The organism is Ruegeria sp. BG8, from assembly GCF_056538325.1.
Window position 1 is genome coordinate 658,689 of sequence record NZ_JBQFSZ010000001.1, and the last position, 14,683, is coordinate 673,371.

The 14,683-nt window shown below is 56.1% G+C and carries 15 protein-coding genes, 1 tRNA gene and 1 riboswitch; of the genes, 8 read left to right on the forward strand and 8 right to left on the reverse strand.

Annotated elements, in window-relative coordinates; all coding sequences use genetic code 11:
• Positions 1-50: 50 nt before the first annotated feature.
• On the reverse strand, positions 51-806 hold the full coding sequence (locus ACR0DG_RS03340; protein ID WP_480694288.1) for an N-formylglutamate amidohydrolase: 756 nt from the start codon (positions 804-806) through the stop codon (positions 51-53).
• 153 nt (positions 807-959) lie between these two features.
• On the opposite strand from ACR0DG_RS03340, the gene ACR0DG_RS03345 reads away from it, so the two are divergent.
• Positions 960-1,829: a MurR/RpiR family transcriptional regulator gene (locus tag ACR0DG_RS03345; RefSeq protein WP_480694290.1), complete on the forward strand. Its 870-nt coding sequence runs from the start codon at positions 960-962 to the stop codon at positions 1,827-1,829.
• Positions 1,830-2,668: 839 nt separating this feature from the next.
• Here the strand turns inward: ACR0DG_RS03345 and ACR0DG_RS03350 are convergent.
• Positions 2,669-3,343, reverse strand: a complete 675-nt coding sequence (locus ACR0DG_RS03350; protein ID WP_480694292.1) for a TIGR04283 family arsenosugar biosynthesis glycosyltransferase — start codon at positions 3,341-3,343, stop codon at positions 2,669-2,671.
• Between the two features lie 73 nt (positions 3,344-3,416).
• Here ACR0DG_RS03350 and ygfZ point away from each other — a divergent pair, with 73 nt between their 5' ends.
• Entirely contained in the window at positions 3,417-4,154 is a 738-nt protein-coding gene (gene ygfZ, locus ACR0DG_RS03355; protein WP_480694294.1) for a CAF17-like 4Fe-4S cluster assembly/insertion protein YgfZ, read from the forward strand.
• A 106-nt stretch (positions 4,155-4,260) separates the two neighbouring features.
• Positions 4,261-5,205 (forward strand): ABC transporter transmembrane domain-containing protein, encoded by a 945-nt coding sequence (locus ACR0DG_RS03360; protein WP_480694296.1) that lies wholly within the window; start codon positions 4,261-4,263, stop codon positions 5,203-5,205.
• A gap of 55 nt (positions 5,206-5,260) precedes the next feature.
• Here ACR0DG_RS03360 and efp read toward each other — a convergent pair whose 3' ends face one another.
• On the reverse strand, positions 5,261-5,824 hold the full coding sequence (efp, locus tag ACR0DG_RS03365) for an elongation factor P (RefSeq protein WP_480694298.1): 564 nt from the start codon (positions 5,822-5,824) through the stop codon (positions 5,261-5,263).
• A gap of 218 nt (positions 5,825-6,042) precedes the next feature.
• Here efp and ACR0DG_RS03370 point away from each other — a divergent pair, with 218 nt between their 5' ends.
• Positions 6,043-6,363, forward strand: coding sequence for a DUF6280 family protein (locus tag ACR0DG_RS03370; protein ID WP_037310273.1), 321 nt, complete (start codon positions 6,043-6,045; stop codon positions 6,361-6,363).
• Between the two features lie 71 nt (positions 6,364-6,434).
• On the opposite strand, the gene ACR0DG_RS03375 is transcribed toward ACR0DG_RS03370, so the two are convergent.
• Positions 6,435-7,004, reverse strand: coding sequence for a cobalamin biosynthesis protein CobQ (locus ACR0DG_RS03375; RefSeq protein WP_480694300.1), 570 nt, complete (start codon positions 7,002-7,004; stop codon positions 6,435-6,437).
• Between the two features lie 60 nt (positions 7,005-7,064).
• Between ACR0DG_RS03375 and ACR0DG_RS03380 the strand changes: the two genes are divergently transcribed.
• Positions 7,065-8,522 (forward strand): cobyric acid synthase, encoded by a 1,458-nt coding sequence (locus ACR0DG_RS03380; RefSeq protein WP_480694302.1) that lies wholly within the window; start codon positions 7,065-7,067, stop codon positions 8,520-8,522.
• Between the two features lie 4 nt (positions 8,523-8,526).
• On the opposite strand, the gene ACR0DG_RS03385 is transcribed toward ACR0DG_RS03380, so the two are convergent.
• From ACR0DG_RS03385 to ACR0DG_RS03395, 3 genes are all read right to left on the reverse strand, one after another.
• Complete coding sequence (locus ACR0DG_RS03385) at positions 8,527-9,261, reverse strand: hypothetical protein (RefSeq protein ID WP_480694304.1); 735 nt, start codon at positions 9,259-9,261, stop codon at positions 8,527-8,529.
• A gap of 74 nt (positions 9,262-9,335) precedes the next feature.
• On the reverse strand, positions 9,336-10,754 hold the full coding sequence (locus ACR0DG_RS03390; RefSeq protein WP_480694306.1) for a TolC family outer membrane protein: 1,419 nt from the start codon (positions 10,752-10,754) through the stop codon (positions 9,336-9,338).
• 96 nt (positions 10,755-10,850) lie between these two features.
• On the reverse strand, positions 10,851-11,504 hold the full coding sequence (locus ACR0DG_RS03395) for a protein-L-isoaspartate O-methyltransferase family protein (protein WP_480694308.1): 654 nt from the start codon (positions 11,502-11,504) through the stop codon (positions 10,851-10,853).
• A gap of 228 nt (positions 11,505-11,732) precedes the next feature.
• On the opposite strand from ACR0DG_RS03395, the gene ACR0DG_RS03400 reads away from it, so the two are divergent.
• Positions 11,733-11,806, forward strand: a tRNA-Cys gene (locus ACR0DG_RS03400).
• 43 nt (positions 11,807-11,849) lie between these two features.
• Here the strand turns inward: ACR0DG_RS03400 and ACR0DG_RS03405 are convergent.
• The gene (locus tag ACR0DG_RS03405; protein ID WP_480694310.1) at positions 11,850-12,824 is read right to left on the reverse strand and encodes an NAD(P)-dependent oxidoreductase; all 975 of its coding nucleotides are present in this window, start codon (positions 12,822-12,824) and stop codon (positions 11,850-11,852) included.
• Positions 12,825-12,951: 127 nt separating this feature from the next.
• Positions 12,952-13,157, forward strand: a riboswitch (cobalamin riboswitch).
• A 93-nt stretch (positions 13,158-13,250) separates the two neighbouring features.
• Between ACR0DG_RS03405 and ACR0DG_RS03410 the strand changes: the two genes are divergently transcribed.
• Both ACR0DG_RS03410 and cobW read left to right on the forward strand, forming a co-directional pair.
• On the forward strand, positions 13,251-13,631 hold the full coding sequence (locus ACR0DG_RS03410; RefSeq protein ID WP_480694312.1) for a DUF1636 family protein: 381 nt from the start codon (positions 13,251-13,253) through the stop codon (positions 13,629-13,631).
• Positions 13,628-14,683, forward strand: coding sequence for a cobalamin biosynthesis protein CobW (gene cobW / locus ACR0DG_RS03415; RefSeq protein WP_480694314.1), 1,056 nt, complete (start codon positions 13,628-13,630; stop codon positions 14,681-14,683). Before ACR0DG_RS03410 ends, cobW begins: the two co-directional genes overlap by 4 nt.

Sequence of the window (14,683 nt, forward strand, 5' to 3'; positions counted from 1 at the left end):
TATGCCCGCACCCTTGCGGGGACCAAGATTATACGTTGCTCCGATTAGGATCATTGCCGCGCCTCTGCTTCAAATCTCGCCAACGTTTGCGAAATCCACGGCACGAGGCAATCAGAAATGGCCACCTGCTGTTCGGACGTGCGTATCAAGTCGTTGCGGATTTCGATCATCACGTTCAACAGGCCATTCGGCACCGCACGCGCATCTAAGGTATGGGCCACCCCATCGGCCGCCGAATAAGGTTCGTTCAGCATAGTCACATAGGGAACATCAGCGGTTTTACCCGCGATCATCGCCTTTGCGAAATGGGCGTCTTGTCCGTGCAGAATACCAAGTTCAACCGCGCGCCTTTTGCCGTGGTAGACAGGGGTGAAGCTGTGGATCGTTACCATCAGTTCCAGCGAACCACGATGGCGGTCAATCAAACCCTCCAGAGACGCACAAAACGGCTTATAGATGCTGTCGACCCGAGACTGACGCTGATCGGGCGTTATCGAAATGTTTGCAGGAATATCGTAGGCCTCACTGCGAGAGGGCATTGCGCTATTTGCTTCGGGCGGGCGGTTGCAATCGTATACCAGCCGAGACACGCCGCCATGCACCAAGGGCGCCGAAAGCCGTTTTGCTATTAGCCTCGCAACTGCCAACGCGCCGGGATCCCAGGCGATGTGGCTGTGCAAGGCTTCCGGTCCAAGCCCCATATCCCCCAGAAAATCTGGAATACGGTGAGAGGCATGCTCGCACACCAACATGACGGTTGGTGCACCTGATACATCATCCACATGAACAACTGCCCCAAAGTCCAAATTTCTGCCCCACGAATCCGATCATGAAATTTGGTAAAAAATCCTACAGCCCACATGCGACTGTCAATATTTTTTCTGTGCAGATTTTTCCATGCTTGATAATGATGGTTAAATCTTCACAGTTCGAACCAAGCGCATTCCGGAGGATCATCAGTGCGGGTAACAGACAGGCTTCTGGCGTATCGGGACGAGATGACCCCGTCTGAACGCCAATTGGTTGCCGTGGTTTTGGATGACTACCCCATGGCCGGGTTGGGCAGCATCACTGAACTGGCCGAGGCGGCCTCGGTCTCGACAACCACCGTCGCAAGAATGCTGCAAAAAACCGGCTTTGACGGCTACCCTCAGTTCCAAGCGGCCTTGCGGGCAGAGGTCAAGGAAATGATCTCGGGGCCCGTGGCCAAGCGTGACGTCTGGCAAAACGACCTGCCCAAGGAACATATCCTGAATCGGTATTCTCAGCAGTCTCTGGACAACCAGAAACGTTCGATAGACGAGGTGGACCCTGCGGAATTTGATCGTTTTTGCAGCCTGTTATCCGACCCCAATCGCCGCATTTTCATAACCGGAGGCCGTATAACCGGCACCTTGGCGCAATACCTATACCTTCATTTACAGATGATCCGACCAGATATACGGCTGCTACCGGTCGCAGCCTCTTGGACGCACGACCTGCTGGATGTCCGAGAAAACGACGTATTAGTTGCGTTTGATGTTCGTCGCTATGAAAACGCCAGTCTACTGATCGCCCAGCTCTGCCATGAGCGCGGGGCACAGATCGCGTTGTTCACAGATCAATGGCGCTCGCCCATTCACAAGTTCGCCAAACACACGTTCGCCGCCCGCATCGCGGTGCCGTCCGCATGGGATTCTATGGCTTCAATACTGACCTTGGTGGAATGCACGATCGCCGCAGTTCAGGATCGTCTGTGGGAGTCGGTCAAAGATCGCACTAACGAACTGGAACAGGCCTTTGATCGGACCAAGCTGTTTCGAAAATTTGGTCAAAGCTCAGGCTCTTAGCGTTTGATTTTGCCATAAACTACAAGAGCCCGTGAAGAGTGTTGCCAGTTCGCGGTCGCGTCGTCACTTTGTACCCATGAGTTTTGTGGCTGATAACCAACTACCGCTGCTGGTGTTGTTCTTTCTGGTCGGGTTGATCGGAACGGGTTTCCTGTTCCGCAAACCGGCAGGGCACCGTGCCTGGAAACTGGCCGACCTTGTCTGGGTCGTGCTGGGGGGCATTGGTGCGCTTGTGGCGATACTGGCCGGGCTATACACCGCAGACAGTTCCCGGTTAGACCGCCAGATCGACGTGGCTTATGCAGCGACATTGGCCTTTGACCGTGATGCCGCCCGCTTTCGGTTGCGCTTTTGCGACCCGGCTTATGATGATGATATCGGGGTTCTGTGCGAAAAGGTCGAATTCCTGTCGGCCTCGACCGCTTCGAACGCAGATTTGCCGCTATTCATTGCCGTCACGAACGAAGTTGCCCCGCTTCAGGGTCTGCATTTCCTGTTCGGTCGCGAGGCAAAAGACGATATGGAAGACGCCCGCGCGATGGCCGCCAAAGCGGATGCGTTCAGCATTGATCAGTTTCTGGTCTTCACCACGCTGGACGACAAAACCCAGATTGCCATCGACAATATGCGTCGCAAAGTTCCTGCAATTGCTGGCGATTACCTGATCCTCGCCCAAAGCTATGACGATCTGGTAGAGCAGGTCGGCAAGCTGAAGGATGAATGGGAATACCTGCAGGCCAATGCGCATATTCTGGTTCTACAGATCATAGCTCTTTGCCTGGTCAGTTTTGCTGCACCATTCCGACTGGGTAAATCCATTGTCGAGCTGCGCACCGCGTTCAGCGCCGATACATCTGCGCAAGGCGTTCGGGATCCGCGCCCAGAAAATACCGCGTCAGAACCCACAGGTTCCGAGCACCCCGACGTATCCACCCCGCCCGCTCATAGCGGTCCGCGCTCGTAAAAGCGCGAACAGGCAGCAAGGTTATTCCTTTCAGGCGTCGAACCAATGCGACGTCTTCCATCAATGGCTGATCCGGGAAACCGTCCACCTCAAGATAGGTTCGGCGTAGAACCAGCAACCCTTGATCACCATACGGCAGGCCGAACAACCGGCTGCGCAGATTGGCCCACCCAGCCACCCATGTCGGCGCAATTCCTGCTGCCCGAAACGCCAGCCGAAATGCGGCGGGATTCCCTGTTGGCAAATGATCACTCACAAATCTGCTCCAGCCTTCCTGCAAAACAGTATCCGCATGCAAGACCAGCACCCATTCCCCTTTGGCAGCCGCGCATCCCCTTCGCAGTTGCCCCCCGCGCGACGCTGATCCGGTTACGATTTCCGCTCCGGCTTCATCTGCGATTTCAAGGGTTTGGTCCGTGGAACCGCCGTCCGACACGATCAACTCACGGATCAGGCCGGTGTGCAGCCCTTCGATCAACGCTTGCAGCGTCGCAGGCAGCGTTTCTGCTGCGTTCAGGGTCGGAATGACAATACTAATTGGTGCGGGCACGTCGGTTAGCCTCTGGTCATGTCGGCGCGAACTCCTATATCACGAGGCCGAGGGAAAGCACGAGGACATCGCCATGCCCAATCGCCGCATCTTGCGCCTAAGTGGCGCGGACACAGACAATTTCCTCCAGGGATTGGTGACCAATGACATCTCTGGGTTGGAAGAAGGGCTGGTCTATGCGGCGCTGTTGACGCCTCAGGGCAAGTATCTTGCTGACTTCTTTCTTAAGCGGGACGGCGATAGCGTTTTGCTGGACGTTGCCGAAGAGATCGCGGATGGATTTGTGAAACGCCTGACCATGTACAAGCTGCGCGCCGATGTTTCTATTGCAGACAGCGGGCTAAACTTGCAACGCGGCACAGGCAACGCGCCTCAGGGTGCCCTGCCCGACCCCCGTCACCCAAATATGGGCTGGCGCGTTTATACAGCGGATGATGCGGCAGATGATGGTACGGATTGGGATGCGATCCGGGTGCGCCACTGTATTCCCGAGACAGCCGTTGAACTGACACCCGACAGCTACATCCTCGAATCCGGGTTCGAGGACCTGAACGGTGTCGATTTCAAGAAAGGCTGTTATGTCGGTCAAGAAGTGACCGCGCGCATGAAGCACAAGACCGAACTGCGCAAAGGGCTAAGGCGCGTTCGCGTCATCGGAAACGCTCCGGTCGGCACCCCGATCACCGCAAACGGTAAACCTGTCGGCACCCTGTTCACGCAGTCAGATGGTGCGGGCATTGCTTACCTCAGACTGGACCGCGCGACCGGAGAGATGCAGGCCGACGCGGCAACCGTCCACTTGGACAGCTAGATTGTTGCCCTGCCATCACGGCTGACATCATCTGGTCTGGCGTGACATTGATACCAGCCACATAGCGCTGTCACAGTACCCCAAGGTCACTGAAACAGGTGCAAATATGTTCAAGCTGTACAGAGCGATCTGGCACGCAAGCGCCGGGCGTCAAATTATCCTTATTGCCCTGTCATTGTCCGTTGCCGCCCTAGCGGCCGTTCCGCTTGAGTTTCAGCGCGACATCATCAACCACCTGACCGCAAGCAACGTTGAACCAGACCGGCTTATCTTGCTGGGCGCAGGTATGATGGCTGTGATCTTGCTCAGCCTGGGCTTGAAGTGGGTACTGGGCTATCGCGCGGGCACACTGGGCGAGGACATGATCCGCATGATCCGCCAAAGGCTGCTGGTGCGCTCGGCGGATATCGGGGGCACGGGTGAGACGGTCCGCAAGGGCACAATGACAACCGCCATTTCAGCCGAAGCAGAAGAACTGGGTAAATTCGCAGGCGGCGCGTTCTCGGATCCGGTCGTGCAAATTGGCACGTTGATCAGCGTGATCGGCTATATTTCATCAACTCAGCCGGGTTTGGGCTTGATCGCCTTTTCCATGATTGTTCCGCAAATCTTCATCGTGCTGCTCTCACAGCGCAAGGTGAACGTCTTCGTAGCCGAACGTGTTCGCATCCTGCGCAGTGCCACCGACCGACTGACCGCTGAAGAAATCGACAAGATCTCGCGCGATGTTGAGGCGCAATTTGACGATATCTTCGAAACCCGGCGTAAAATGTTCATTTGGAAACTATCCGCCAAATTCCTGCTGAGCGTGATCAACGGTGCCGGAACAGTTGGCATATTGATGCTGGGTGGTTGGTTGGTTCTGCAAGGCAAGACAGATGTCGGCACAGTGGTCGCGGCCACCAGTGGGCTCAGCCGGATTCAAGGACCGACCGCCTTTTTGATCGCCTTCTACCGTCAGGTCAGTGCCAATCGCATCAAATATGAGCTGATGCTGGAATTGTTTGGGCCCAATCCGGAAAAATACCGCCGAATAAAGCGCCACAACTAAAAGGGCCGCACAGTAAAAACTGCACGGCCCGGTTTTCTTGGTTCCGCCGCGAAAATTAAGCGCGTTCGGAATATTCCATGGTCTCGGTGTTCACCACGATCATCTCATCCTGGCCGATGAACGGAGGCACCATGACCTTCACCCCATTGTCCAAAATCGCCGGTTTGAACGAGTTTGCAGCGGTCTGGCCTTTGACGACCGGCTCGGTCTCGACAATCTTACACGTCACCTTTTGCGGCAGGGTCGCGTTCAGTGCCTCAGATTCGTAGAATTCGACCACGATTGTCATGCCGTCCTGCAGAAACGGGCGGCGTTCGCCCAGCAGATCAGACGGCAGTTCGATCTGCTCATAGGTTTCGGAATCCATGAACACCAGCATACCGTCGGATTCGTAAAGGAACTGCTGATCTTTCTGCTCCAACCGCACGCGTTCGACTTTATCGGCCGAGCGGAAACGCTCATTCAACTTCGAGCCGTTGCGCAGGTTACGCAGTTCGACCTGCGCAAATGCGCCGCCTTTTCCGGGCTTTACATGATCAACTTTGACCGCCGCCCACAGGCCGTCATTATGCTCAAGCACGTTGCCGGGGCGAATTTCGTTCCCATTTACCTTGGGCATGACATAAATCCTTCACAAACGGTTGATGCGTCAGTTGTCGTCCCTATATCTGGCGTGGCTGCACCTGGCAAGACAACGATACCTTGTGCTGCAGTTGCAGCGAGCCATGCAAATGACGCAACGCAACTATGCATATTAGGTGTATCCGAATCACACTTAATCGGTCATAAGGACCGTCACGCCGAAAATGCAAGAGCAAGAACAACAAGGAAGACGAGATGAGAGATTTCGTTGACGGCACCGCCTTTAACAATGAGCAAGGCAACCGTGCGCGCAAACTTTTCGCAGCCGTTGTGTTGGCTGCACTTGATGATGCCATTGCCGATGACAAAAAGTACGGCAACGGCCCCGAACAGATTGCCCGTTGGGCACGCTCGCGCGATGGTCGCGAGGTACTGTCCTGTGCAGGCATCGACCCGAATGAACGGGTTGTTAGTGGCCTGATGGAATTCGTTGGTCGCGGAGTGCGGACTTCGGTCGCTCTGTCGCGTGAAGAAAGCGAACGCCGTAACGCAGCGCAGCAGGCCGAAGCCGCCTGACCTGAGCTGCAATCTTATTGAAAAAGCGCGCTCTTCCAGCAAGAGCGCGCTTTTCTTTTGCAAACGTAAGCTTAGAAAAACAGCAGCCATTGGCGGGCGACCCATATTTCAGCTGCCAACAAAGTCCCAAAGAACATTTTGGTCGAGGCGTTCAATCCTCTGCGCCAAAGGACACCATAGGCGATGGCACATGCCATGATCGAGAACGGGACCACCCACTGCGCGTGATGCGTGCTGTCCCAATAGCTGATCGGGCTATGAAAAACCCAAGAACTGACGGGCCAGAACTGAGGCCTGCCGTCCCCTGCATGCAGCAGAAAGTCAGTCAACAGGTGTAGCAAACCCGCAGACGCGCCCAAGATCAGAGGACGCGCGCCCAGCCACATCGCAATGCCCCATGCCGCCCCCCAGATCAGAAAGGAGTTGTCGATCGCAAAAACGGTCTGCCATGACGAAGAATAGTAGAGTTGGCCAAACACAACCTGTTCCGGAATCCCCAGTATGAACAGGGACACGCCTGCCATCAGGTACAGCGACAGGTCTGGCAGTACCGATCCGATTAGCACCGCTTGCAACGTGCGCCCATGAGCTGGGCGGGCGAAAGCGGCTGCCCCGATTAAAAGATGCGCTGGAGTATTCATCGGGGCTTTCCCTCTGCCATCAAATCGGGTCATCTGCCCGCCAGTTATAGGAGACTCGATATGGTTCGCGCCATCATGATTCAAGGTACCGGCAGCAATGTCGGGAAATCGGTGTTGGTGGCCGGGCTGGCGCGCGCATACACGCGACGCGGTCTTCGTGTGGCGCCGTTCAAGCCTCAGAACATGTCAAACAATGCCGCCGTAACTGAAAACGGGGGCGAGATCGGGCGCGCGCAGGCGCTGCAGGCGCGGGCAGCCAAGAGGCCGACGCATACAGACATGAATCCCATCCTGCTCAAACCCGAAACAGACACCGGCGCACAGATCATTGTTCAGGGACACCGCGCAGGGACGATGAAGGCCGGCGATTACCGCAAGGACAAGGCCAAGCTGCTAGGGGCCGCGCTAGAAAGTTTTGATCGTCTTTGCGATGACGCGGATCTGGTTCTTGTCGAAGGTGCCGGCAGCCCGGCCGAAACCAATCTGCGTAAGGGCGATATCGCCAATATGGGTTTTGCCTGTGCAGCGGGAGTGCCCGTCATTCTGGTCGGCGACATCCACCGCGGCGGGGTAATTGCGCAGATCGTCGGCACTCAGGCCGTTCTGGACCCGGGCGATTTGGCGATGATCAAAGGATTTGCCGTAAACCGCTTTAAGGGCGATGTGACTTTGTTCGACGACGGCAGAGACGACATCGCAAACCGCACTGGATGGCCTTGTCTGGGCGTTGTGCCGTGGTTTCAGGACGCCTGGAAACTGCCGGCGGAAGACATGATGGATATCCGATCCCATCACGGTGGCGATTGCAAAGTTGTCGTGCCTCAGCTGGAGCGGATGGCGAACTTTGACGATCTGGACCCGCTGTCTGCGGAACCCGGCGTTACGGTTGAAATTGTCCCGGCAGGACGACCTTTACCTGGCGATGCGAACCTTGTCTTACTGCCCGGCAGCAAATCAACGATTGGGGATCTGGCCTATTTTCGCGCTCAAGGCTGGGATGTGGACCTATACGCCCATGTCCGCCGTGGAGGGCACGTTCTAGGCCTATGCGGCGGGTATCAGATGTTAGGAAACAGCATCGCAGATCCCGATGGTGTCGACGGTCGCCCCGGCACCGTAAAAGGGTTGGGTTTGCTGGATGTCGATACGGTAATGGCCGGACAAAAGCAGGTCACCCTGCGATCCGCTCGCGCCCTTCCGGGGAATGAACCAGTCTCAGGATACGAAATCCACATGGGCCGCACCGAGGGCCCCGATTGCACCAGAGCCTGGCTTGAGATTGAGGGACGGCCCGAAGGTGCCACTGACCGAACCGGGCGCATCCGGGGCAGTTACTTACACGGTATATTTTCGTCAGACGCGTTCCGGGGCCTCTACCTGTCGGAATTGGGCGTTAAGTCCGAATTGGCCTACGAAGAAGGTGTTGAAGATACTCTGGATGCCCTTGCAACGCATCTTGAGCGCAGTATGGATTTGGATCGCTTGTTGGATTTGGCAGAAAAACCCAGTCGAGGATGACGGATTACTCGACCTTGTATTCAGCCAGGGCTTTCTGAATTTCGCGGCGCACCATCTTTCGAACGTTCCGTGTAATACGCTCACCAAGAACGCCCTGCAGCTCTTCCCGCACGACCTTGGCAATCAGTGCGCGCAAGGCTTCCTGATCCAGTGTCTCCACATCCCGTGGCGCAGCGGCCGGAGCAGCCATGCGTGACGTTGTTTCGGGGTCGCGTATGAAGGTCGCCTTGGTTTCGGACTTGATTGGCTCTTCAGGTTCTTCGTCTGCCTGAGCGGCTTGTGCGCCCTCAAGGTCAAACTCATCGGCCCAGTTTATGGCCTTCGCCAAGGTCCCAGAATAGGCATCCTCGCTATCTCCGTCCGGCTCCCATTGATCTTCCGTTTTCGCTATCGCAGCTTCCAACGCTTCTATTTTTGAGCTCAAACTTTCAGCAGCATTCTGCGCAGGAGTTTCATTCGAATTGGTGTCGCGAACATCTTCTTTGACTGCATCACTCGCCTTTAGAAGAATAGGCCTCGCTGATGGTGCGACAGCCTGCTCTAGATTCGATTCGTCGAATTCTTCATCCCGATTGTCAGTATTTTCGCTGACGCGTAACGCGTCAGTCAAAACCAGCCTATCAGGTTTTCTCTCCTGCGTGGCCCGTATTCCAGGAATTTTCCGCCCTTCTTCACTTACCAGGCGTTTAATGGAAGACAAAACGTCCTCCACTTCACCATTGACGAAGTTATCGGTCATTTTTTTACACCACTCTTTCCTTAGGAAAGAGTGTAGTCAAACTTGTTCAAGGTCACAACACGTAGTCGCGGCGTTTATTCACGCCGCAACGCTTTGAGTACACGATCCAGATCCTTGCTCTGCTTACTCAATTGTGCCGGGGCTTTCTTGACCAAGTTGTAGTACAGTGTCGGGTCATAGATTTGTACAGCCAAACCGAGACGTTCAGCAGTCAAAAGACCCTGCGCCTGCAGCAAATCATAGGCTGCGATAGAACGTTCTGTCCGCGACCCAACTTCGGCCAACTGCGCGTCCAACAGGTCTTGCTGCGCATTTAGTACGTCCAGTGTTGTCCGTGCGCCCAATGTTGCCTCTTCACGGATACCGTCAAAGGCGACCTGAGAGGCTCGGACCTGTTCGGTCGACGCCCGCAAACTGGCCGACGCCGCCTGGAAATTCGCATAGGCCGCAGCAACACCCTGTCGGATGTCTTTTTCAACGTTCAACAAGTTTGCGCGCGACGCATCGCGCGTGGCCATTGCGCTACGCACCTGAGCAGCCAGCGCACCACCTGCGTAAATCGGTTGAGTGAAGTTCAGCGAAATGGATGCGGTTTCAAGACTGTCATCATTGTCGAACGTCTCCTGAATACCAGCGTCAGCGTTCAAAGTTACGTTCGGCCCAAGGTTTGCGCGCTGCTGCTGAACAGCGATGTCAAAAGCGCGAACTTCGTGCTGCGAGGACAGGATGGCGGGGTGGTTGCGCTGCGCGAAAGCGATAGCTTCCGCTTCAGAGTTTGGCAGGTTTGGCAGGCTTGGTTGTCCCGCAGTTGCACCGGGCTCCTTTCCGACAGCATTTACATATTCGGCGATAGCGGTGCTCAGGTTACCACGTGCCACCGCCAGTTCAGCTTGCGCGCTCGCCAGCTGTGCCTCGGACAAGGCAACGTCTGTTCGTGTGACTTCGCCAACGTCGAAACGGTCTTGTGACGCGCGAAGTTCCTCGGCGGACACTTCCACATCGTTCAACTGAATCTGAACGGTTTCTTCCTGCAGAACCACCTGTAGATATGCGTTTACAGCCCGGAATAGAACGGCCTGTTCAATGTCGATCAAGTTCTGCCGTGTGGACAGAACGATCTCTTGCGCGGACTGCTTACCCAGAACCGAGAAGCCACCATCGTAAACCAACTGACTTAACGCAAGGCCGGTGAAGAAGGTCGACGGCTCATTCCGTGTGACGACGTCATCCACCGAAGACCGGTTGTAATCCTGACTAATCTGAGCCGTCCAGTTGATGATTGGTCGCAAAGCGGCCAATGCGATTGCCACGTCTTCGTCAGCCGCGCGCAGCAGCGCACGGTTCTGTTCAAGTAGGCCACTGGTATTGTAGGCCCCTATCAGTGCATCCGTCAGATTATCAGCCCAAGCTGCACGACCGGGTATAACACTAAGCGCAACACCAGCCGTCAGCGCCAACGCCTTGACCAGTTTACCTCCCGCCTTCGAACTCATAACGAAATCCTCTCAAATCAAAAATTACGCTGCCCTGCCGACAGTTTGCGCGTTTGTTTTCAACTAATCAAGGCGACAGAATAAACTTACACAAAATTATAGCGAAAATGCACGATCCATGGAAAATGCCTTCAAAACCGGCGCATTGGCGTTAAAAGCGTGCCGCCATGTGACGCGGGTGCCAGATTTGTGTCCAATCCGGACAGTTCCCAGCTCACCGTCCATAAACAAAGCCGCGATCCGACCGTGATCCTTGAGTTGATCGGTCAGAGCAGCTGGAACCTGCTCGACTCCGCCCTGGATCAAAATCACATCATATGGTCCATGCTCGACTGCGCCTTGCTCCAAAGGCCCCACATGAACAATCGCGTTATCCGCATCTGCTTCCATCAGAACGGTCTGTGCTTCGGCAGCCATCGCCTCGTCTTCTTCGACCGCGACAACCAGCTGTGCCATACGCGCGGCAACAGCCGTCGAATAACCCATAGCCGGAGCGATATCCAACACGGCCTCATCGTTGGAAATATTGAGGATATCCAGCATCTTGGCCAGAGTACGCGGCTCTAGCATACAGCGCCCATTCCCCAGTTCGATTAGCCCTTCGACATAGGCGGCTTCACGCTGCGCGTCCGGCACAAAATTCTCTCTTCGGACTGTCAGCATCGCGTCGATGATTGGGAATTTGGTTACGTCAGAGGGGCGAATTTGGGTATCAACCATTGTGCGGCGCCGGGCTGCGAAATCTGTCATTGGGTCGCTCGTTCTGTTCCCTAGGATGTGTGGCTTGTGCCATATCCAGACAAAACCGGCAACGCCCCTGTCGATCAAACTAATCAAGCACGGACAAGATTTTTCAACGCGCCGCAGCCACCGAGTGTTCGGATACGTCTAAATTTGCCCTCAACCCTCTGGACGCCCCAGACGAAAGCTGCTAAAACGCCTGTCACACCACGGCAAGTATTTGATTTTACTTGAAAAGGCGAGTTGGCGGAGTGGTGACGCAGCGGATTGCAAATCCGTGTACACCGGTTCGATTCCGGTACTCGCCTCCACTTCACCGATAATTCTAAGCGCCGGATCGTGGCTCCACTTGCGTCATTCGGCCCCACGTCCACTTGGGATGACTTCGTAGCCTGCCTCTTCTGGTTCGTCGTCCACCATCTCGGGCGGGAAACCGGGGGCTGTGATATCCAATCCTGTCGCGTCCTCAAGTCGGCGGATGATGTTGGGCGACAATTCGCGCTCGCCATACCGGGCGATGCCGTCCTCGAAAATATTGATCATGACAGGGTTTATTTCCAAGGGAACACCTGCACGGTCAGCCACTTCCTGAAAAAGACCGATATCTTTTTTCACAAGATCCATTGTGAATGAGATGTCGCGTGACCCGTTCAAAATGACTTGACTTTCCGTTTCATGCACAAAAGACGTTCCCGATGAGATCTTGATTGCCTCATACGTGGTGTTCAGGTCCATACCGGCGGCCTTTGCGGTGACCAATGCCTCGGCACAAGTGATCAGGTTTGCGGTTGCCAGATAGTTGGTCAGCACCTTCAGAACCGAAGCTGAGCCCAGATCGCCCGTGTGTAAAACGCGGCGTCCCATCGTGGTCAGAAATGGCAGGATTCTTTCAAAGGTCTCGCGATCGCAACCGGCGAAGATCGAGATGTTTCCCGTCGCCGCCCGGTGGCATCCGCCGGAAACCGGGCAATCCACTGCGGCACCGCCGCGCGCGATCACTTCGGACCCAAGACGTTTGACTTCTGCTTCGTCGGTCGTCGACATCTCCATCCAGATTTTGCCGGGGCCGACTTCGGGCAACATCTCTTGCATAACGGCATCTGAGGCGGCAGGAGACGGCAAGCAGGTGATCACTGCGTCGCAATCCCGCATCAGCTGCGCAGGGCTTTCGGCTGGCTTTGCACCTTTTGCGACGAACGCCTCGACAAGCGTTGAATTCAGGTCATGAACGGTCAAGTCGATTCCATTGCGCAGCAACGATCCCGACAGCTTGCCCCCCACATTCCCCAGTCCGATAAATCCAACCTTCATTCGTTGCGCCTCCGTCATCGCATTTCGTAGGCATGCCAGCACGAGAAACCGACCAGATCATGCCGCCCAGCGACGCCGACAGGTCGCTTTTCATCCCACTCACCAACAGATCAGCGCAACGCGCTTGACAAGCGACCTGCCGGTGCCGCATGTCCCATCCGTTGGTGTCTGCATCGGCAGATGAAAAGGGAATGCGTCAGCGGTTATCCGTCAAACGCAGCCGCCCCCGCGACCGTGACCGGAGAGGGTGCCCAAAGCCACTGGCCGAATGGCCGGGAAGGCGGGACACCTGCCAGAGCCAGGCCTCTGACATCCGCAAGCCGGGAGACCTGCCAACAGCCGAAGTTGAAACCGGACGGGGTGTTCCGGTGTCGGGTCCATGTCGCAACGCGTGGCCCGCATGAGACCCCGTCCCCCGCAAAAGGATCTGGGGGGATGAGAGACATGACCGAGACCACACCGGTTGAGCTGCTGGTCTGCACAACGTGCCGCCGCGGCCTGCCTGTCGAGGATGACGCGCAACGTCCCGGCGCTTTGCTACATAAAGCACTGGAACAAGCCGAACTGCCCGAGGGTGTGACCCTGAAAGCCGTTGAATGCCTATCGAATTGCGATCAAGGCTGTTCCATCGTTTTGCGCGGCGGCCCAGACCGCTGGACATTCGTCTACGAGAATCTGAACGAAACCGATCATGTTGACGTGATCGTTGAAGGCGCAAGCAAGTATCTGGCCACCGAGGATGGCTTGGTCAAATGGCGTGAACGCCCTGAACACTTCCGCAAGAACTGCGCCTCACGCATTCCCCCGATTGGAGCCCTGAAATGAGCAATCTCGAAAAACTCCCCGTCACCGTGATCACCGGCTTTCTGGGCTCGGGAAAAACCACGCTTGTGCGCCATTTGATGCAGAACCCACAGGGCAAGCGCCTGGCTGTCGTGGTCAATGAATTCGGCGATGTCGGCGTGGATGGCGATATCCTGAAATCCTGCGCCATTCCGGACTGCCCTGCGGAAAACATCATGGAGCTGGCAAACGGTTGCATCTGTTGCACCGTGGCCGACGACTTTATCCCGACAATCGAAGCGCTGATGGCGCTGGAGCCCCGCCCGGATCATATCCTGATCGAAACATCTGGTCTGGCACTGCCCAAGCCATTGCTGAAGGCGTTCGACTGGCCGGATATCCGTTCGAAAATCACCGTGGACGGTGTCATCGCCCTAGCCGATGCCGAGGCCGTAGCCGCCGGTCGCTTTGCCCCGAATGTCGAAGCGGTAGATGCCCAGCGGATGGCAGACGACTCGATTGATCACGAAACGCCGCTGTCCGAGGTGTTCGAGGATCAGATCTCTTGCGCGGACATTATCCTGTTGACCAAGCCCGATCTGGCCGGTCCGGAAGGGATCGCAAAAGCCAAAGAGGTCATCGCCGCAGAGGCCCCTCGCCCCTTGCCGGTTGTTGAAGTGGCCGAAGGGGCTGTGGACGTGCGCGTTGTTCTGGGCCTCGAAGCGGCAGCCGAAGATGACATGGACGCGCGTCCCAGCCATCATGATGGCCACGACGATCACGAGCATGATGACTTCGAAAGCATCATCGTCGACTTGCCGGAACAGACGGACCCGCTGGATCTGGTCGCAAAGATCGAACGTCTGGCCAATGAGCTGAACATCCTGCGCGTCAAGGGCTATGCCGCCGTTCAAGGCAAACCGATGCGTCTGCTGGTACAGGCCGTAGGCGCGCGCGTCCGCCATCAATACGACCGCCCCTGGGAGCCCGGCGAAGAACGCCGCTCGCGTCTGGTGGTGATTGCCGAACATGACGACATCAAAGAGGCTGAAATCCGCGAAATCCTGGCGGGTGTTCCGGAAGCTGCCGAGTAA